General features: G+C 37.2%; 15 protein-coding genes and 2 pseudogenes. 10 read left to right on the forward strand and 7 right to left on the reverse strand.

Annotated features, from left to right (window positions below):
• The first annotated feature begins 56 nt into the window (after window positions 1-56).
• From GJU40_RS07345 to GJU40_RS07360, 4 genes are all read left to right on the forward strand, one after another.
• Window positions 57-1,922 (forward strand): TniQ family protein, encoded by a 1,866-nt coding sequence (locus GJU40_RS07345; RefSeq protein WP_154307110.1) that lies wholly within the window; start codon window positions 57-59, stop codon window positions 1,920-1,922.
• A gap of 288 nt (window positions 1,923-2,210) precedes the next feature.
• A complete protein-coding gene (locus GJU40_RS07350) occupies window positions 2,211-4,187 on the forward strand; it encodes a Mu transposase C-terminal domain-containing protein (RefSeq protein WP_154307111.1) in 1,977 nt (658 codons plus the stop codon).
• Window positions 4,177-5,103: a TniB family NTP-binding protein gene (locus GJU40_RS07355; RefSeq protein ID WP_154307112.1), complete on the forward strand. Its 927-nt coding sequence runs from the start codon at window positions 4,177-4,179 to the stop codon at window positions 5,101-5,103. Before GJU40_RS07350 ends, GJU40_RS07355 begins: the two co-directional genes overlap by 11 nt.
• A gap of 62 nt (window positions 5,104-5,165) precedes the next feature.
• Complete coding sequence (locus tag GJU40_RS07360) at window positions 5,166-6,986, forward strand: TniQ family protein (RefSeq protein ID WP_170289349.1); 1,821 nt, start codon at window positions 5,166-5,168, stop codon at window positions 6,984-6,986.
• Between the two features lie 238 nt (window positions 6,987-7,224).
• Here the strand turns inward: GJU40_RS07360 and GJU40_RS21500 are convergent.
• The 4 genes and pseudogenes from GJU40_RS21500 to GJU40_RS07380 all read right to left on the reverse strand — a co-directional run.
• Window positions 7,225-7,437, reverse strand: a pseudogene (locus tag GJU40_RS21500) (RRXRR domain-containing protein); the annotation flags it as partial.
• A 34-nt stretch (window positions 7,438-7,471) separates the two neighbouring features.
• A pseudogene (locus tag GJU40_RS21505) lies at window positions 7,472-7,630 on the reverse strand (RRXRR domain-containing protein); the annotation flags it as partial.
• 331 nt (window positions 7,631-7,961) lie between these two features.
• Entirely contained in the window at window positions 7,962-8,939 is a 978-nt protein-coding gene (locus GJU40_RS07375; RefSeq protein ID WP_154307114.1) for a toll/interleukin-1 receptor domain-containing protein, read from the reverse strand.
• Between the two features lie 19 nt (window positions 8,940-8,958).
• On the reverse strand, window positions 8,959-9,768 hold the full coding sequence (locus GJU40_RS07380) for a hypothetical protein (protein ID WP_154307115.1): 810 nt from the start codon (window positions 9,766-9,768) through the stop codon (window positions 8,959-8,961).
• A gap of 204 nt (window positions 9,769-9,972) precedes the next feature.
• On the opposite strand from GJU40_RS07380, the gene GJU40_RS07385 reads away from it, so the two are divergent.
• Entirely contained in the window at window positions 9,973-10,635 is a 663-nt protein-coding gene (locus tag GJU40_RS07385) for a DUF2971 domain-containing protein (RefSeq protein ID WP_154307116.1), read from the forward strand.
• Window positions 10,636-10,691: 56 nt separating this feature from the next.
• Here GJU40_RS07385 and GJU40_RS07390 read toward each other — a convergent pair whose 3' ends face one another.
• Window positions 10,692-11,840 carry a DUF3800 domain-containing protein gene (locus tag GJU40_RS07390; protein WP_154307117.1) on the reverse strand — a complete coding sequence of 383 codons (1,149 nt, stop codon included), beginning with the start codon at window positions 11,838-11,840 and terminating at the stop codon, window positions 10,692-10,694.
• A gap of 172 nt (window positions 11,841-12,012) precedes the next feature.
• Between GJU40_RS07390 and GJU40_RS07395 the strand changes: the two genes are divergently transcribed.
• The 3 genes from GJU40_RS07395 (at window position 12,013) to GJU40_RS07405 (ending at window position 15,723) form a co-directional block, all read left to right on the forward strand.
• Window positions 12,013-13,536 carry a protein kinase domain-containing protein gene (locus GJU40_RS07395; RefSeq protein WP_154307118.1) on the forward strand — a complete coding sequence of 508 codons (1,524 nt, stop codon included), beginning with the start codon at window positions 12,013-12,015 and terminating at the stop codon, window positions 13,534-13,536.
• A gap of 396 nt (window positions 13,537-13,932) precedes the next feature.
• A complete protein-coding gene (locus tag GJU40_RS07400) occupies window positions 13,933-14,787 on the forward strand; it encodes an aminotransferase-like domain-containing protein (protein WP_154307119.1) in 855 nt (284 codons plus the stop codon).
• 3 nt (window positions 14,788-14,790) lie between these two features.
• Window positions 14,791-15,723 carry an NAD(P)/FAD-dependent oxidoreductase gene (locus tag GJU40_RS07405; RefSeq protein ID WP_343031451.1) on the forward strand — a complete coding sequence of 311 codons (933 nt, stop codon included), beginning with the start codon at window positions 14,791-14,793 and terminating at the stop codon, window positions 15,721-15,723.
• Between the two features lie 773 nt (window positions 15,724-16,496).
• On the opposite strand, the gene GJU40_RS07410 is transcribed toward GJU40_RS07405, so the two are convergent.
• Together GJU40_RS07410 and GJU40_RS07415 are read right to left on the reverse strand one after the other, a co-directional pair.
• Entirely contained in the window at window positions 16,497-17,237 is a 741-nt protein-coding gene (locus tag GJU40_RS07410) for an alpha/beta hydrolase (protein ID WP_343031453.1), read from the reverse strand.
• Window positions 17,238-17,312: 75 nt separating this feature from the next.
• Window positions 17,313-17,594, reverse strand: coding sequence for a hypothetical protein (locus GJU40_RS07415; protein ID WP_154307120.1), 282 nt, complete (start codon window positions 17,592-17,594; stop codon window positions 17,313-17,315).
• 217 nt (window positions 17,595-17,811) lie between these two features.
• On the opposite strand from GJU40_RS07415, the gene GJU40_RS07420 reads away from it, so the two are divergent.
• The gene (locus tag GJU40_RS07420; protein ID WP_154307121.1) at window positions 17,812-17,961 is read left to right on the forward strand and encodes a transcriptional regulator SplA domain-containing protein; all 150 of its coding nucleotides are present in this window, start codon (window positions 17,812-17,814) and stop codon (window positions 17,959-17,961) included.
• Window positions 17,962-18,618: 657 nt separating this feature from the next.
• On the forward strand, window positions 18,619-21,042 hold the full coding sequence (locus GJU40_RS07425) for a M14 family zinc carboxypeptidase (RefSeq protein WP_154307122.1): 2,424 nt from the start codon (window positions 18,619-18,621) through the stop codon (window positions 21,040-21,042).
• Window positions 21,043-21,257 lie beyond the last annotated feature (215 nt).

A 21,257-nucleotide genomic window follows, 5' to 3' on the forward strand; every position in this document is an offset into this window, starting at 1 on the left:
AAACTCGGCGTATAAACACTTTAATTACCGGCTAGTCTTTTGGATAAAAAAAGAGGGTGAAAGCTATACAACCATTAAATAATCGTATCGAATTAGATGTTGAAGAAAGTCTTGTCAGCTATATTTATAGGTTGTCTATCGCTAATCATTTCGAATTTCCTTCTGTTATTGGAGATGTCATAGGAGTCAGATGGTGGGAGCTAGGTTCTAACAATTTTGATGAGCGTGTGTGTAAGATATTGGCGGTCCTTAGCAGAGCTGATTATCAGGATATATATACAAAATCTTATCATTCCATTTTTAAGAAACTTAATGAAATGGAAAGAAAAATATGGACAAATGGAAGCAGAATAAAATATTGTCCGAAATGTATTGCTGAAAAGAAAATGCATAAATCTTTGTGGGGTCTAAGACCAGTAAGCGTTTGTATCAAACACCGAAACATTTTAAGGCATACCTGTCCTAAATGTAAAAAAAATGTGCAATTTGGCTCTTTAATTAAAGGTGTTTGTAAACATTGCTCATTTAAGTTAGAACATTCAGAAACTGAGTTCATAAATCAAAATAGCTTTTTTTACACTGCTCAACGTGATTTTCAAGACTTTCTGTTAGGAGCAAATAAAAAGGCATTTGGGAAGTTATCCAAATTTCAGATTGTATCAATTATTGATGCAACTTGTCGCTTATTTGATGGATTAGAAAGCTTAATAAAGGATGAAGGATACACTAAAGAACAAAAAATTTTCACATATCCGCCTGATGAATTTCTATATACTGTTTCATTTGCAAATGCGTATTGGATGCTCTTTAAGAACTTTCCTAAGAATTTTCATTATGCACTTGAGATATTTGAGCGAAGTGATTCACCCAGAAAAAAATACAGAAAAAAACAATTCATAAACTTTTTATCCACGCATTGTGAGTTTGCTAATGTCAAAAAGGCTTACGAGGACTTTAAAGAGACGAGAGTTATAGAGGGACAGGTTCCAAGGAACTTAGAAACATTTGATTTGGATTCTGCTTTAAAGAGAAAAAAGCATTATTTTACAAAGCGAGACATTTTGAAGTTATATGATATTTCAAAAGGAGAAATCGACAAACTGTGTGAAAGTGACATTTTAAAACCGAAAAAGGTATTTGCAAAAACACATACTAATTACTTTTTCGAAAAAAAGGAGACCGAAATAGTCATAAGAAGATTTTTAGAGAAAAAAAGTGATTTAATGACAAAAACAGAGGCTGGGGAAATTCTCGATGTCAGTTGGAAGGGTCTTACATTTTTAATAAAGAGTGGTCATCTAAAGCAAAAAGCAGGACCTGTTGAGAAACAGTTTGTTTATATAAGTAAAAAGTCTGTTGAGTCTTTTGTTAGTAGGATGAACCAAACAGTTTTTTCGTCTAAAGAGAATCAACAAAGTGGTTTGATAAGTTTTCAAGCCTGTTTTGATAAATATGTCACCAGCGGTTTGCAAATTGGCAAACTACTCGATTGGATAATCTCAAAACAAATTAATTGTTATTCCTTTACGGAGGATTTAGCAATAAATCAGTTACTTATTGATGAAGAAGAAATAAGGAACCAATTGAAAAAACGAGCTATAGAAGAGAAAGGCTATACACAGAAAGACGTTTCAAAAATACTGGGGTATACAGAACGAACACTTCATAAAGTGATTGGAGCAAATCTGATTACTCCAAAAGTGGTAGTAAATAAACAAGGGAGAAAGATATATTACTTTAAAAAACATCAGGTCGATAAATTTAAAAAAGTGTATATTACTCCAGGGGAAGCAGCAAAAAAATATGATGTAAATTACTCTTTTCTAAATAAGTTATGGCATAAAAAGGCGTTGAAAAATTATTTGGCGGAGTATGTCGGAAAACTCTTTTTAAGAGAGAAGAACTTGAAGAGATTTTGTTAAGGAAAGGGGTAATATCGAAAGGTTTAACTTAGAAATATATTGGTTTTTTTGTAATTAATAACGAAACAATTTAGAAATATAAAAAAATATATCTTTTTATACAAAACTTCAATTATAAGATAAAAAAAAACATATTTCAATATACTTCCAGAATTTACATTTGAAATAGGAACATGCGCTCCTGTATTCTCGTTTTCAGAGCCATATAAAAACCAGGTTTAAAAAATCCAAATCTAACCATAATGATAATACTGGTAATCTTTCAATCTGGCAAAAGGAGAGGATATTATGAGCAGCCGTGTTCATATAGCAAGCGGCACAAAATTCATATTAAATGGTAGGAAGTTTGAAATCAGCCAAGAGATTGGGGAAGAAAACTATCTAGCGAAAGATTTAGACTTTAAAGACGTCGAAGAAAAGTTTTCGCTAAATGATTTGCTTTACCAACTTGAACAAGGAAATTTAGAATTCCTCACTAGAGGAAGCATTAACAAAGATGGAGAAGCTGCTTCTCCTGATTATTCGGATTTTAGTTTATATCCAGAAAAACTTCAAGAAAGGGCGAAATTCCGATTGCATGCAATCAAACCTTTATTGGGAATTCAGGTGAAATCTTTGAATCCATATGTTCTCTCTCGTGTTAATGAGTTAAAAGCTAGTGGATATGAAGTTTCAAGAGCTTCCATTTTTCGTTGGTTAAAAGCATATCAGGAGAGTGAAGAAGATATCCGTTCTTTAGTTTCCAATATCACTAAGTGTGGACCACAAGATAATAAACTGCAAAAAGAAGTGGATTTAATTATAAATCAAGTAATTGACAAGCATTATCTTGTTCGCGAGGAAATTTCAGTTAAAACCATCTACAGGCTGGTCTACCATCAAATAGATAGAGAGAACGAACAGCGTGATAATCAAGAAAAGTTAAATCATCCTTCGATATCCACCATTAGAAGAAGGATTGGTTCTCGTGACAGTTTTGAAGTGGATAAGGCGAGAAAGGGTATGAATGCAATAAGAAATAAATATATGGAGGTTACACGACAAAATAAACCAACATATCCGCTACAAAGAGTGGAATGCGACCATACAACACTGGATTTAGAGGTATTGGATGACACAACATTGCTGCCTATTGGTAGACCGACAATTACAAGCTTATTAGATGTCTATACAGGATATCCTTTAGGCATTTATATTGGATTTGAACCTCCATCCTATACTTCGGTCATGTATGCACTTTTACATGCAATTTCACCACAAACCTATTTGAAAAGTAAATATCCAAGGGTGAAAAATGAATGGAATGCATATGGGCTACCTGAATTATTAGTAATGGACAACGGAAAAGAGTTCAGAAGCAAGCATCTAGAAGAGGCATGTTTGCAACTGGGTATTGAGCGTTACTATTGTCCAGTTAAAATGCCGTGGTATAAGGGAGCAGTTGAAAGGCACTTTAGGACCATTAACCAGCAACTAATTCATCAATCTCCAGGAACGACTTTTTCAAACACCGTAAAAAAAGGAGATTATGATTCCACCAAGAAAGCTTCTATCCGTTTTAATAAACTATTGGAGATTTTTCATAAATGGTTAATTGATGAGTATGCACAGGAATACAACAGCGGAGTCAGAGGTGTTCCTGCTGTTCTCTGGGAGAAAGCATTTGAGCATAGCCCAAAACCTGCAGTTCCTTCTACAAAGCTAGATTGGAAGGTTGCTTTGATGAAATTGGATTTCGGCAGCATACAAAGAACTGGGATAAGGCGATTACATCTCTTTTACCAATCGCCTGAGTTAAGTTTATTGAAGGGAAAACTTAGAGCTAAAGGCAAGGGAAATCAAGTGAAATTCAAATTGGACCCGACTGATTTATCTTTGATTTATGTCTATGATGAAATAGACAATAAATACATTGAGGTCCCATGTACAGATGAAGAGTATTCTAGAGGGCTTAATGAATACGCTCATAGAGTGATATTGAAAAAAGCCAAAGAAGATTCGGAAAAGGTTGATAAGAGTGCTTTAGCTGCTGCAAGAGCAGAGTTAGTAGAGATGATGCAAGAAGAAAAGAACTTTTCTTTAAAAGAAAGAAAAAAGAATGCACGTTTTGAAGGTAAAGGGTCTGACAAAGAGTTGACTGATGAACCTACAAAACCAAAGCTTAAAGTTGTAGTTAATCAGAAGAAAAACGAATCTAAGAAGGAAAACTTAGACCTTTTAGGAATCGATATCGATAATGATTGGGGGCACTTTGATGCAAACTGATACCAGGGAAAAATATTCATCTATGGACTTAGTTCAAAAAAAAGAACAGATAAGAAACCTAAGAATAGCGCATCCGCGTTTTAAAAAAGCTTTAGACTTAATTAAACGCTGCCATGACTCATCCTCAATTTCAGATGACCCACGATGTATGTTAATCACAGGTCCCTCTGGTTCTGGGAAGTCAACTATTTTTGAAACCTATCGGCAGTTTAATGACAAAATCATCTATGAATCAACAAGAACAAAAAGAGTCGTTCTGTGGGCAGAGATTCCAAGCCCAACTCGAATTAGCACCTTCCTAGAAACCATGTTGGAGCAGTTAGGAGACCCTGCTCCAACTAGAGGTACGATTGGCAACAAAAATCATCGTCTGGTAAATCTCATTAAGGATTGCCGTGTGGAACTTATTATGCTAGATGAATTTCAGCACTTTGTTAATACAGAAAATCAAAAAGTAAACTATGAAGTTGCAGATTGTTTTAAGTCACTTATTAATCGGACAAAGGTGCCAGTTGTACTTTTTGGATTAGATGATGCTAAGACGGTTCTTGAATGTAATCCGCAATTAAAAAGAAGATTTTCTATGAGGTATTCCATCCCTCCATTTGGATATGAGGAAGAAAATCGAAAAAAAGAATTCCGAATGTTGATGAAACAGTTGGATAATTTGCTCCCTTTTGAACAATTGGCAGGATTAGAAAATCCGGAATTTGCGGATAGGATAATGACTGCAACGGGAGGGGTAATGAACTCAATTATGAAATTAATTAAAGAAGCTGCTCTTATTGCTCTTGAACAAGAAAAAGAACAAATAGAAATGATTGATATGGCAAAAGCATATCAATTACATTCCTATATCCTTCTAGGCGAAGAGAACAATCCTTTTGTTAAGAAAGATTTCAAACTAACATCATAAGAAAAGCATGGAACAGAACCATGCTTTTCTTATTGCACAAATTTAGGGGAGGGGTGAAGACATTGAAGCGATTGTTGAACAACGTAAAACCAAAAAAAGGAGAAAGTTTATATTCCATTTTATATAGGTCAGCCAAAGCCAACTATTTTGAACATTTAGGTTCTATGCTAAAAGAAATTGGACACTTCATCTATTCGAACAATTGCAACTACATCAAAAAGGGACAAGTTGCTACACCTTTTCTAGAAGAATTAGCAGAGGTGCTGGGATTAGATATATATGAGCATACATTAAATCAATTCGATTACGCCCTAATTGACTGTATGGATTACTCTTCAAAAAAAGCAAAAGAATTTCAATCGCATCGAGTTTATGAAAAATATGGGACTAAATATTGCCCTGCTTGTGTTCAAGAGGACTTCTATCATAAATTTGAGTGGGATATATCTCTTCTAACAATATGCCAAAAACATAATACAGTTCTTATTGATGCCTGTCCAAAGTGTAAAGGAAATATTTTGCTTGGTCGCTTTATGGCAAATCGTTGTAAGTGTGGATTTCAATTTAATCAAGCCAACTCTGTTGTTGAAAGTGACAAATTAGTGTCCGCTGCACAGAAAGTGATATATAAACTTCTTTTTAATAAAGAAGAAGGTGTAAAGGAATCCACTAAGGATTATTTTTATATTTTTTTTCATATGTGTTTTCTATTAGATAAAGTAAATGTAGAGGAACTACCATCGTTTATAAATATTGATTCTGTAAGTAAAACCAACTTTTTACGGCTAAATACAGACACAAGAGACGTAAGGATGATGAGATATATAACTGCCGCAGCAAATGCATTTACTTCTCAGCCTGATATATATTTAAAAGAACTTTTAATGGCTATCGATAACGTCAAAAATAGTTCAATAGATTCGTATAAAAATATGTTTGGTTATTTAAGGAAAATATTTAGATATGAAGATAGCACTCTATACCAGAAAGTGTATGATAAGTATATCCTTGAGCGTAAAGATATTTATGCCAATGAACAGGAGTTGTTCAAAGGAAAACTTGAAGATAAAAAATTTATTACTCGTATAGAAGCTTTTAAGATGATAAAGAGTGAATGGACCACCTTACAGAACCTCTGCGACTATGGATTATTAAAGTTGCATAAAACAACGAATGGCGATAGGGATATTTATTTAATTGAAAAAGAAAGTGTGCAAAATTATTTAAAAATGAAGAAAGAAAGCATGACATTGAATCAACTCACAACCTATTTAGGAGTGAACTTCCGTATTGCTACCAAATTGGCTGAAAGAGGGTTTATCAACGCTCTGCACGGACCTAAGAAAGATGGGTATCAAATTTGGTACTTTAATCGTAATGAAGTTGAATCATTTTTGATTAGTTTCACTGCAAGAGCAAAAAAGAAAATAAATAACCCCAATAGTAAGTGGACTCCATTTGAGACTGCTAATTGTTCTTTACGCTCAGTGGGTCTAGATACTATTGACCTTATTGAATTGCTGCAAAAGGGAATGCTTTCATACTCGATTCTAAAAGACCAGCAAAATATAAAAGGGATATGTATAAATGCCTTTGAACTAGAAAAATTCGTAAATTCGAAACAAAAGGAATTGATTAAACAGTTTGGTTTTCGAATGAAACAATTGCAAAAAGTTTTCAGGGTAGGGGAACCTAGAATAAGGAAATGGATTGAAGAGGGCAAAATAAGTATGCCCTGTGAAAAGACAAATTGGTGCGGAACAAAAAGTAAAGTTTTCTCAATCGACGAAACAAGAAAAGCTCTAATGGTGATAAATGGGTGGGAGTTCTCAGTAGCAGATGAGTATTTAAATTCAATATTAGAGAGTGATAAATTTCTCTGATGTGTTTTAAACTACCCATAACTATTATTCTACTGCAACTAGTTTATTTAAACCTTCTTGTGAAATATTTTTGCCGCATTGACATCTTATCGTGCTTTTCCCCCGCGATTAGCATATCCATTTTCGCACCTAAACATCTTAGACTTTTTCTTCTTTTTTATCGCAATCCGAATAGGTTTGACTGTTCGTGTCGGTGATGACCATTTTCTTTTCATGCAGAAGCCACAAAATACTCTAGTCATCTGAAAGAATTTGTCATATAGAAGGACCCCAAAATTAATCTTGAGGAGCTATGTTCAATATCTTGTTTAACGGAGGAGAACTTGTCTATCCAATGCAATGTATTTTGAATGCGGTTTTCTATAGATTGCAGAAGCCATCCTTCTATTTTCTCGCGGTTTTGAAAACGTGCTTGTCGGTAGCTGGTTTTCCGCTGCTGGCTGCTTTTTCGGTAGGTTTCCCTTGGAGCCTGCTACGTCCTGGCGAAGGTGCATTTCGCACTTCGTCAACCCCTTGTCTTCACTTGTCAAGGCAATCCGGACATATTTCGCGCCTGTATCCTTACCAAGATGGATTTCTTGTTTGTTTTCACCTATCTCAGTGAGAAGCTGTATGGTAAAGAGTTTATACCCATTCTCGCTTATCTAGTTGAACAAGGCATGAGTGCTTCGTCGCGCATATTTTTGACAAAGACACGTAAGTTTTGTCCCTCCTATAGAGTTTGTTTCTCTTCGCCAATGTTTGAGGGGGGGGGTGACCGTCTCGACTCATCAAGACTATTACAGTGCCACCCGTAGAGCCTAGTTCTAGGGAATCATCCCAGGGGATGCACCCCTAGAACCTAGTTCATACAGGCTGAGGCTAGACGACCAGGGCTTTGTAAATTCCACACTACAAAACCGATTAAGGTTTAAGTGGTGGGGTAGTTGACTATTGCTTAAAAAAATATGGGACCTATCCATTGGGTCTTTTCCCTTATCTAATATGATGTGATAAGTTGTTTTTCCATATTTCTTTAACAATTTTTTCAGGAGTATCTGAATTTTTATTACCATACATATTCATTGTCATCTTTAGCTTTAATTCCTTGTTTTCGGCAATTTCACAAGAAATAGATTCATTATAAGAATTATCCGAAGAAAAATCCCACTGTCTGGTACCATACAACAGATTTATGCTGTTGTGTCCAAAGCTGCCAAACACTGTACCATGCCATATTTTGAATCCTGTTCTTGTTTCTCCATCAGTATAAAGCAAAAATATCGATTTGGTGGGGGATAGAGTTTCAACTGTATAATCGAAATTATGATTAGCCGATTTTATCGCACTAAAAAGTTCTGTAAATAATCCAACCATCTCACCGTAACTTTCTCTCAAAAAGTCCTGCTTATCCTTTTCCGTTATCCTTCGTAAATTAGGAAATTCCATATCTGAAAACATAGAAGTTGTAGGCTTATTACTGCTTCTGGGTTTTAATTCAGGTGCTGTTCCTAAAGGTTCCATTACAAAAAGCGGAACACCGTAAATCCGGTGTAAGAGTTCTTGGAAGGAATCATCAAACTTTTTATTATCAGAAAAATCAATAGCGTAATACCCTTTTAAATGGAAAGGGAAAGCATCTTTAAAGGAGCCTTGATGTCTTAGTATGAAGATTAACTTTTCTGGACTTTCCATTAAAAACGGTAATGATAATACTGTTTCAAAACCGACCCCTCCTTGAAGGTTATCAGCTTTTTCCGCAAATCTTTCAGTTAAAACAACGATAACAAAGTCGTTATTTTTGATATTGGTAATCATCATTGCATTTAAATTGGTTGTGCTTGATTGGGTAATAAATCTGTCAATTTTCGCATCAACCTTATTACGTCTTAAGTGGTTAGCTAAGTCCATTACCCATTGCTTGTGTTCCTCACTATCCCAACTGTAATTAATAAAAGCAGTTTTTTGCTCCATTATTTTTCACCTCTAATAATTATTTCCTTTGTATCCGAGTGCCTTCTACATAATTTAAAGAACCATGAATTCCTACTGAATTCCATAAAACATCAAATGCGGGTTTTAAAGATACCTCAAGTGCATCATCACTTTCTTCAAGCAGTACCTTTGGCAGTCGCAGCTCATCTTTTTCAATTTCATGTGCAACCAAAAAAGTGTTATGGTAAAGCGAATATCCTTTGACTCCACTAAGTGTAATGTATACGAAGTGAGGTACCCATATTTTACATTCTTTCAATATCTTCAAGTATTTAGGTAATACATGAATCAATATTTCCTCGAATCTGCTAATGTAAATTAATTTATCTGCAGATTTAAAAATTCCGTTTTCAACTATTTCCATACAACCGTTTCTAAACACTTGTACATAGGAGCTCTTGTGGTTTGTGCGGTTGTAAGTGAGAAATCCATCAAAATTAAACCGGAAATTAAATCCTCCCTGACAGAGTTGTGGGAGCTGTTGCGATTTATCCCTTAATATTGAAACATCAAGACTTAAATCGTCTTTAACCCCATGAATAGGAACTATATGAATAATTGCTTTACCTCCTGGATGAAGGGGGATTGGAGCTTCATCATTCTTAATAGCTTCTAATCTCCTGAAAATAAAAGAAAGGATATTATCATCTGTTTCTTTTTGTGTAACACTTTGAAAACGAGATAATGCAGTAGATAATATTTCAGACATTTCTTGTGTTATGTGAATCAATGCTTCTTTTTCGCCCTGTTCACTCAGACTTTTTATCTTTTTTTCTAGTAGACCGGCTTTTTCAACTAAATCTCTCATATATAGCCTCCCTTTTTTTTACATTCCCTTTTATTATACGTAAAATGAACTGTGATTCGAAAGAGATAAAATTTTCTGTAATAGATTTAGTTGAATGCTTGTACTTATAATGAAAAACAAGAGTACCATGTAATTTCTTTAAGGGTCTACAATAAAAATGGAAATGAAATATAGCTATTAAACAATACAGAGGGAGAAAAGAGTATGGGAATAAATTTTGAACAATGGCAGAGAAGGATAGCAAGCAGGTCTGACTTGACGGGAAGAGTAACCCATCTTACTCGACCGCCTGCAGAAGATATTACCGATGGAATGTCTTTTAATGAGATAAATAAAATGGCAGTAGATAATTTAATCAAAATACTGAAGGATAAGAGGATTAATGGCAGCTCAAAAGAGGGATTTATAGTTGGGAACAAGCGAGCAGTATGTTTCCAAGATGTACCTTTATATGGGCTTATTCAGAATGTTGAACATGAACGTAGCAGAAGAGAATCTGGAGAAGATGAGAAGCTTCGCTATTGCGGCGTAGGGTTGTCTTTTGTAAAAGCCGATATTTATAATGCCTATAATGGGCGACCAGTTATTTACGAAAAAAAAGAGAAAGCAAGGGACTTGCTCCCGCCAGATGAATGGTGGAGAATTGTTAATTATGATTTTAAATATGATAATCGTTGGGATATTATAGATTGGACTCATGAGCGTGAGTGGAGAGTACCTGGAGACATGGATTTTGAATACAATAAAGGGTTTGTCCATGTTATTTTATATAATCCCGAATGTGTTAGATACTTTTTAAAAAGGTGCCCAGAAGAAATTATAGAAAAACTATACGGGATTACAACTTTAAAAAGTGTTCTAATGTAATATGAACACGAAAAGACCTAATCTTTTATCGGTGATTAGGTCTTTATTTTGTTAAATTATTTTTTCATTATGTTCATAATGTTATCTGAAGTGAATGCCGGACTCTTTTTGATTTCATCATTAATTTTTGAAAGGTAGTAGATATAGTAACTGTTAAAATGCATATTATTTCTATTCTCTTCTTTGTAAGAGGGGTCAAACATTTCTTTTACAGTTAAGGCAACAGCCCAGTTTTGTATTGGCAATGTGAATTTGATGTTATCTAATCCAACTGAATTAATTAATTTTGATGTCAACTCTAACATCCATCCGCTACTTTGTTGCCATTCATTCTTGTTCTCAAAAATGTTGACCATTTGATTTATCACTTTGTAGAACATACTTGCAACATTATCAGCTATTTGGATGGGGAGGCTCTCATTGCTGTCCGCAAATGTTAAGTTGATACCGAATGCTGATAATTCATGCGAAAATACATCAGACAGACCATCAATTTTGTCATGAGTTAAATGCAATAAGCTGTTTGTTAATGGAGAAGTCGATTCATTTTTTAATGAAAAAATAAATTCTGCTAAGGTTGAAAGATTAACTAAATTAGCGGAACGGGTTCCTTGGTATATACTTATACCTTTTAATACATCTAAAACATCTTCGATAAATCCTTCTCTTAAAATGGCTGCTGCCATAAAAGATAAATTTAAGTTATATTGGTTCCTATAAGAATAATCCTTTAAAAATTCGAGAAATGCCATGAGGTTTTCGTGAGTAATACTTCCTTCCAGCAGACAATAATTCAGGAGAATATCATCATTTTCTGTAACAAGGCTGCTAACTAATTGATAAAATTCTAAAGGATACTCCTCCTTGAATTCATAACCGGACAGTGCAATTAACATTCTTGATAGCAAGTAGAATTTTTTGTCGTAAATGTTGATTTTGAAATGTTTTTCATCCAGAATTTCATCAATAAAGCGAGATAACAATTTATTGTAGTCTCTGGTAAGAAGGGTACTTCCTTTTAATTCACCTTCAATATTAAAGTCCTCTAACAGAGTCATGTATTTTTTCTGCATTATTTCTTTTTCTTTTTTATTTTCAAACACAATTCCGCACAAGGCAAAATGTCTTTGATTATCATAGTTTAATCTATCGTTGCTTGTTTTAATTGAACCTGTATTCCCAGATTCATCAAAATATATTTCCATGAACATTTCTCCTTTGTTTGAGAAAAAATATTATTTCTTTTATTCATAGACTGGTAGTTAAAATCTTTTTATGTAAGTGAAAACTATGAAATAATTACCAAATATTGATTGACAGACATAAATCTTTCCTGTCATTATACCTTATAACGTGAAAAAATCGGAGTGAGTATTAGTGAATGTTCAAGAAAATAAAAACAAGATTAGGCAATTTATTAAGGGTGATAATAAAATTGAATCTCCTTTAGGTGTGATTGAAGTGAAAGAAGGTATTGGTGAAGGTGGAAGCGCCCTGGTGTATAATGCTCAATTTGGAAAAAATGAGGTAGCATTAAAATTAGTAGCCGAGGAGGAAGGCAGCTCCAAATACAAGCGTTTCCTTACAGAATTTAGGGAAATAGTTCAGTTAGCCGATACTGGAGCGGTAGTTCCTATCTTTTACTTTGGACTTTTGGAAATTGGTGAAAAACAGTTTCCATATATATTAATGAAGAAGTACCCATATACTCTTGAATCATGGAGCACCTCCAATCCTGTTGCGGACTTTAACTCTCTAAAAGGAATATTAAAAAATCTTCTTGATATTATTTCTGTCATTCACAAGAATAATATCGTTCACAGGGATTTAAAGCCGGGAAATATCTTGGTTTCGGAGAAAGGTGAGATGGTTTTAGCTGACTTTGGTATATCATGGTTCGACCCGGAAATTTATGAACGATTTGTTCATACGGACAAAAAAGATAGAATGGCAAACTTTGACTTTTCAGCTCCTGAACAGTTTAAAAAGGGAAGTAAACCACATCCAACCATGGACATCTTTGCCCTGGGACAGATTATCACCTGGCTTATTACTAATGGCGTCGCTAGAGGAAGCCGTGTACCACTGACTTCAGTCGATAAATCTTTTGCAATAATTGAGCCAGTTGTCGGTAAGATGTTATCTCGTGAACCTGAAGCACGACCTCAAAGTATTGACACAATACGAGATATGATTCGTATAGCGATTCAAAGGCAAAACGAGGAAGTTGATTTACAAAAGGAGATAAACCGAGTTATTGGGGAAATGAGAAGATTTAATGATGTTCTTTTATTTTGTTTTCCTGGTAAGCGGGGGCTTATTGAAACAGATATTCCAACGAAGGTAAATACGGTTATGTCGGAAATCAACAAACTAATTGGAGAAACAGACCTTTGGTGGACACAAGGAAGCAGTAACAGCCATATTTCGAATGAAATTAGGAAGATAAACGAAGATACATGGATAATGGATGGAATGGAAATACAAATTGAGAAGATATGGGTATTGAAAAACTCTTATTCCTTAGACCATCAGTTCATCGTTATCCAAACAAAGCCAATGCCTCCGTTTGGAATCTATGGAGACGCCGGGGGCGTGAGATGGGAAGAAGCAGCGTGGTTTAGGGACCGATATATTAGCAGGCATGAATATGACGATGGTGTAGCAGAAATTGATGGGGAAAGTGTATGGATTGATGGGGAAGCAGAGATTAGGATTAGAAATTTATTTTCCGACTATTATTTTATTGCTACTCAGTCCCATCCCGTCTTATTGTCAGAAAATGATGGAGTTGTGAGTGAAGTTTATGAAAAACTATTAGAGACTGGTTCTTTGGATGAAGAAGACTTAAAAAAACTTGCCAGGTTACGAAGGCACAGGATTTCTATTATGACGAATTAAATAATTGGAAAAACAAGCGTAAACAACTGTTTGCGCTTTCTATCTTTTAAGGGTAGAAAATTGCCCCAATACATTATTAGCTCCGTTAGTCTTTTTTTTTTCATTTAATTAAATTATATATACCGTGCATGGTGATTTATTTCTTTTGTGTATCGTTCATAAGTAGTACCCCATTCACGCAAATGGATTGTTTGATTCACTTTATCTAGTATCTCATTGTTCATAAAGCGTGAGAATGGAGTTTTTCTTCGTATCTCAATTTTTATGAAATAAAGTCATCCTGTCTCAAACATAATGAACGGCTATCTCAGCCTTTATGAATTTTGGGGTAGATATATCAAGGGTTTGACTTGGATTGTGTCTCAAACTTTCTGAAGGGTTACACTGCTGGAGCTTTTGGTAAAAGTACTGGGTGAAAAAGTTTATGCAATGGAAGAGCCGGGTTTTTTCAGGGTTCGTGAAACGTTAAGAGGGAGTGGTTATCTGCCTCTTCCTATAGAGATAGCTGCTGATGGAATATCTATAGAGAAACTTATGCAGAGTGAAGCTAATGTTGTCTATGTCACGCCTTCTCATCAGTTCCCCATGGGATATGTATATCCTGTCGGTAAAAGAATGCAGCTGCTTGAATGGGCTGGAAGAAATAATGGATTTATTATTGAGGATGATTATGACAGTGAATTTCGATACAGGGGAAGGCCGATTCCTGCTCTAAAGGGCCTGGACACCCATGACAGCGTTATTTATCTTGGAACTTTTTCAAAAGCATTCACTCCTTCTTTACGAATGGGGTTTATGGTTCTGCCTAAAGGGTTACTGAACATCTATCAGGAGAAATGGCGTCATTACAAAAGCACTGTACCGTTGATGTCTCAAATGGCTATGTCAGATTTTATGAGCAAAGGACATTGGGAGCGCCACCTAAATAGAATGAGAGTGCGTTACAGAAAAAAACAGGAAGTGCTGATAAGCTGTTTGCAAAGTGAGCTCGGAGAAACTGTTTCTGTCATCGGAGAACAATCAGGGCTGCATGTTGTCATTTCAGTGAACCTGCCGGTAAGCGAGAACTGGCTGCTTGAAAAAGCTAAGCAGCATGGTGTCCTTGTCTTTGGGCTCTCAGTTCACATCAGCGAAAAATTGAAGCATCTCCTCAAAATTTTACTCGGCTATGGAGGGTTAGGTGAAAGAGAAATAGTACAGGGCATACAACTTTTGAAAAAAGCATGGATAGAATCCGGAAAAGGAGATTGAACAGTGGATAAGAATGTATATGATTGTATTATTGTAGGCGGAGGAATTGCGGGACTGCAGGCTGCGGTTCAGCTGGGAAGATATCAGCACCATGTGCTGGTGATTGATTCTAACAACGGCAGATCCAACCTCTGCAGAAAATATCATAATATTCTCGGCTTTCCGGACGGTGTCAGCGGCGAAACACTAAGGGAGCTTGGGAGAAAACAGGCTTCCTCCTATGGAATTGTTTTTGAAGAAGATAAAGTATTATCAGCAGCACAGGAGAACGGAATCTTTACTTTGGAAACAGAGAGTGGAAAAACACACACTGCAAACAGGCTGCTGCTGTCTACAGGGGTGATGGACAGAATTCCTCCTATTCCAAATATCAAACCTTGTCTGGGCATGACTCTTTTCGTTTGTCCCGACTGCGATGGCTATGAGGTAATTGATAAATCCGTGATCATTATGGGGTCAGGTAAACCAGGTGCGAAGATGGCTTTGGAAATCACTTACTGGACAAAAGATATCACTTATATCAATCATGAAAAAGCAGAGCTGGATGAAGCCCTTCTTCAAGAACTGAGAGACAACGGAATCACTTATATTGAAGAGGAAATAGAGGGCCTCCTGACTGAAAATACCTCTAATTTTAAAGGAGTGCGGCTGGCGAACGGCCAGCAGATTGATGCAGAAAGAGGATTTATCGCATTCGGTGGCAACGAAGTGCGTACAGATCTAGCTAAAATGCTTGGGGTAGAAAGACTGGAAAATAAGCATGTCCTCGTTGATCCAAGGACCAAGCAGACAAAAGTGAAAAATGTCTGGGCGGCTGGCGACATTGTAGCGCACTCAGAACAATCCACCATCGCTATGGGAGAAGCAACGCAAGCAGCCATCTGGATTCATAAAAGCATCCTTTCTGACAAAAAATCTAAATATATTCATGATTAAACGAAAAGCGGAAGTGCCCGTTCAGCGGCGTATGGACTGGAGCACCCTGACTGAGATAAAGGAAACACGAAGAGCGTAAGCGATTACATGTTGACTTATCGCAGGGAAGGGGGCGAAGTCCACTAGCAGCTGGGCACTGTAGCTAGACAATAAAGAAAAGCGGAAGTGCCCGTTCAGCGGCGTATGGACTGGAGCACCCTGACTGAGATAAAGGAAACACGAAGAGCGTAAGCGATTACATGTTGACTTATCGCAGGGAAGGGGCGAAGTCCACTAGCCGCTGGGCACTGGCCGGCTAAGATCGGCACGTCCTGTGCCAATGCCGGCACTAGGACGTCCTGTCCGTCGTAGCTAGACAATAAAGAAAAGCGGAAGTGCCCGTTCAGCGGCGTATGGACTGGAGCACCCTGACTGAGATAAAGGAAACACGAAGAGCGTAAGCGATTACATGTTGACTTATCGCAGGGAAGGGGGCGAAGTCCACTAGCCGCTGGGCACTGGCCGGCTAAGATCGGCACGTCCTGTGCCAATGCCGGCACTAGGACGTCCTGTCCGTCGTAGCTGGACAATGAAAAGCGGCCCTTTTTAAACTCAGAAGTGGATGTCAAAAATTGCATAAATATTTAGAGCAATTTAAAATGTAACAAGAAATGTATATGAATTCATACAGAAAGCAATGGTAGATTTCATTGCTTTCTGTATTTTCATAGCTATTAGAAATGTACTTAATACAAAACGTTTTTCTAATCATATTCTCGACTATAAAGTCCCTTTTATTGAGGCTGCAGAAAAGCCTTTTTAATCCAGTCAGAAACCAGCTCTGCTGTTACCTCTGTTTGTTCCTCCGGAGGAATTTCAGCTTTTAAATCACCTTTTTGCTGGCCGTAGCTGCCAAACTGGCTGTGATTTCCTCCTGAAATGACAGGATATGATGCATCCGTGGGAAGGTAGCTTGCAGCGGCTTGATAGGCTTCTGTGTTTAACACCCCATCCATTGAACCTGTTATTGATAGTGCAGGCATGTTAGCATTCACAAGTGATCCTTCCTCATCAGGATATGAAGCAAGAAAAAAAACCCCCTCAATTGAATTCTGATTGTCAGCTGCAAATCGTGAAGCCATCACTCCGCCAAGACTGTGTCCTCCTATAAAAAATGTACTTTCCGGAAATTGATTAAGCAGGGCTTTCCCTTTTTGACCGCCAAGTACAGCGAGGTGCAGTGGCATTTTTACAATGTAAGTGGTATGTCCTTTATCTGCCAGAGATAAGGCAAGAGGGGCATAAGCCTCTGGTTTGACCAATCCTCCCGGGTAAAAGATGATAGAAGGTAATGCATCTTGCTGTCTTGATTGAAATACAATCCAATCTTTGTAATTGGTAACATTTTCGTTTTCTAAAGCGGCTCGTGCTCTTTCATCATGTTCGTAGGGAGTAAAATAAAAGAATAAGCTGGCTCCTGCCACGGCTAGAATGGCGAGGACTAAATAGAGTAATCGTCTTCTCTTTTTCTGCACTTTCCCACTTCCTAATCATATGTATAACAACATTATAAATGAAGATGGCAAGCAGGAACATCCATATGGCCCTATTCAATTGTATTTGTCTCTATACCAGGAGATGCTGGTTTTCATTGATGAATACGTGCCTATTGCGGCATTACCGTAAAAAAAACCCATAAACAATGCTGCCCATATATGATGTTGATGTGCAAACAGAATAGAAAGAGACAACCCAAAAATTACTGCCATAGTAGGTACAAACTGACTCTGAATGCGGAAAATGTACTTCATGATCTGTGTGGCGATAACAACCAGAGGGATAGCAAGTACAACATCCCATATGTTCGTATGTATAACCGGAAATTCTTCCATGTATATCACTCCATTATCTTTAGGATGAAAGTAAAGGTAAGGAAAAATTTATTTTTGATCTATTCCCCCTCCATGTGAAAGGAGGAAGTGCATATTCCCTCTGCCCCTTTTGTTGCAGATCGGCCAGTTTTTTCATTCTTAGGATAGTATGTACAAAAGTGCAATAATTTTGCTGCCTTTAACAAAACATACAAATATAAAGAAGGGAGGGTTTTCAATGAAAGATGAACATCAAGAAGAGTATGCTATGAATATTAACCATGCAGAACTTGTGCCGCATCCTAAAAATCAGGATGAGCTGGCACTGTTTCTTCATGAATCCTTTCACATGCTGTCAGCCGAGGATCTGCAGCAAACTGAAGGGTAGAATGCCTTATTGAGGATAGAGTGTTGAAATGTAAATACAGCAGTCCACATGATATTTAAATGGGACTGCTATTTTTAGTACTTTAACAAAGTTTTTTTGCAGGGTATATTCCTTCAACTTTAGGCTCTTAGATTATCGAGAACGTTTATACAATAGTATGGAATAATAACCGAGAGTATGAGGCATTGATTGGTGCACTTCATCTATTACATAGCCGAATGAAGGGTTTTCTTAAAGCTATCCGTAATACTTCCTCCTCTTTTCCGCTCAAATAAGGAATCCTGCTTTTAACCGGAATACATTCGCTTATTATCCTAATTACCCAAAGAAAGAATTTGAAAAGGAAAAGGGTGGTTCTCCAACCTATTATTGTTCTGTATGCAAACAGAGCAGCCTTCACAGTACTGACAGTATGAAGCACTCAATTTTATGGTGTTCCTATGGTCACCAATAAACCGTTCAAGAGGATCGCTTTGCATATTCATGCGATTACAAGAGAGAGTGTGATGTACTCTTAATTATGTTTATTATATAAATTTGTTATAAGAATAGCGTTACAAGGGGATGGGTATTTTTATCCAGGAAAAATTAATCATTCCTATAATTGCATAAATATACTAAAATATTAAGTATCGTTATTTTAGGAGGTAAGTATCTATGAAAAAGAAACTAATGGCCGGATTTACTAGTGCTGCTCTTTTAGCAAGTATTCCTGTAAACGTTTTAGCTGAGCCTGCGCAAAAATGGCAGAATGTCAATGTAAATGAGCTTCTTCATGAGCAAAATGGAAGTTTATTCAACTCCGAAAACTATGACTTTGTTAAATACTCACAAATAGAATCTAAGCTGAATGAGCTGGCGAAAAAGAGCAAACGAGTGTCAGTGAAAAAGAGTACATATCAATCTTCACAGGGACATGCCATGTTTACTGTTGAAATTGCAGATTCCAAGGTGAAGGGAAAAGAGGGTCACCAAAAAGGTCTTCGTAAGAAAATGCTGAAATCACCTGAAAAGGCCCAGGATTTCTTAAAGAAGCACCCCGACTTTAAAGTTCCCGTGATGATCAACGGGTCCATTCACGGAACTGAATTTATCGGAACAGATGCTGTTCTGCAGCTTGTTGAACGTTTCGCGTTGGATAATGATCCTGAAACAAAGGAAATTCTGAATGATCATATCCTCATCTTTAACGTGGTTTCTAATCCGGACGGCCGAATTGATGCAACACGTTTTAACGGTAAAGGAATTGACCTGAATCGTGACTTTATTACTCAGTCGCAGCCGGAAACAAAGCATGTTGTTGATTTAATTACAGAGTGGAATCCGATGGTGTTTTTGGATCTTCACGGCTATGTAAAAAATTACGGGGGTGCTAAGCATCCCGGGTTAATTGAACCTTGTACACCTCCTCATAATCCGAATTATGAGTACGATTTATTCTCCAAATGGGCAATGGATCAGGCAAAATCTATGGAAAATGAAATTGTTTCACAGCGTGCAAACTATGAAAATACCAACACAGCCACATCAAGGGTCGACTATAAAGGAATGGAAGGAACGTATATTCCTCAGCGTGATGATGCAGCGGGTTGGGACGATTATCCACCGATTTTTACTCCTATGTATGCAATGTACCACGGAGCTTACGGCTACACGCTGGAAGCGCCAACCAATGATTGGGATGGCGTCAGATGGACGTATGATGCAATTATCGGAGCCCTTAAATTTTCCGGAGAAAACAAAAATGAGATGATCCATGACCAAATTGAAGTTTTTAAACGGGGTGTGAATTTTGATCATCCTTTCCATCATGAAGGTTTTTTCCCGAAGGCATATATTTTAACAGACAATCAGGAAGACAAGACTGCTCTTCAGAAAGCGGTGGAGCATCTTCAGGCAAATGATATTACGGTATCAAAAGCACAGCAGACTTTTTCTTTTGAGGGAGTTTCCTATCCGAAAGGAACTTATATTGTGGAAATGGATCAGGCTAAAGCGGGCTTGGCCAACACCATGCTGTGGGATGGAGAGGATATAAGCAATGACACTCCTGCCATGTACGATATTTCTGCATGGAGCCTTCCTGAATTGTGGGGCTTTGAAGCCCATCAAGTACCTGCAAATGCAGCACTTACTGCTAAAACGACTGCAGTGAAATCTGTGAAAGAAAGCGGACAGGTAATTGGCAATGGTCCTTTTGCTGTTTCAAACAGTTCTGTGAAAGCAGTGGAACTTGCAAACTCCTTTATTAATAGGGGATATGAGGTGAAAAGAGGAAAAGATGGCACTTTCTATCTGCCGGCATCTGCTAAAAGAGAACTCTCGGCGCTGGTAAAAGAACAGCCAATGACTGTTGAAACGAAGTCAATACCAAAGGATGCGCAGCTTCTCCAACGTCAAATTGTAACCATATTAAGAGACGGCGGGCTTAATAAGTCCCAATCTCATGCAGGGACCCTGGCCGCCCTGAAAAGACTGGGCTTCCATGTAAGAGAGCTGACTCCTGCAGAGGTTGCAAAACAGGGGCTGGGTGATACAGATGTGTTTATTTACAGTGGAAGTTCTTCGATGATTTCCACAAGCCTTACTGGAGGAAATAAAGGATTCGGACTTGAAAATGCAGCTGAACTTGCTGCATTCAAGGGTAAAGTGACAGAATATATTGCAAGCGGAGGCAAATATATCGCTGTGGGTGCCGGTGCATCCGCTGCTTCAAGAACTTTGGGCCTCACAAATGTTACAGTGAATTCTGGCGGCGGCAATTCAAACGGAATTGTAAAAGTGAACTACGGCAGCCATTCTGTTACAGCCGGATATCATTCAACTGATTATGGATTTGTATATGCTCCTGCTTGGTATACGAATACGGGAAGCACTGACGTTCTGGCAAGCTATGAAAATAGTGACAGCTACTTTGTGGCAGGACACTGGCGAGGTACAACCCGCACTGCAGCTAAAGGACAGCCTGTGATTGTAAAAGAAAAAGGTAAAGATGTTTTACTGATTGGGCTTGAGCCTGGATTCAGAGATCATACAGATTATCTGTTTAGACTTTTATCCAATTCTATTTTTACAAAATGATTATGAGGAGGGTGTTCTCAAAGCATAGCTTTGGAACACCCTTTTGTTTATTTAGATGTCTTTTTGCAGTTCGAGTGAACATGAGACAAAAGAAGAAGAAAAATGAGGGCGGAAAGTATGGTAAATGACTGGGAGTAAAAATCGCTGTAGTTCCTTATATCTCTTTCTGTTAAGGATAGAAGGTATGGGCAGAATGAACGCAGAATTCAATAACT

This window comes from Metabacillus lacus, from assembly GCF_009674805.1.
GTDB classification, from domain to species: domain Bacteria; phylum Bacillota; class Bacilli; order Bacillales; family Bacillaceae; genus Metabacillus_C; species Metabacillus_C lacus.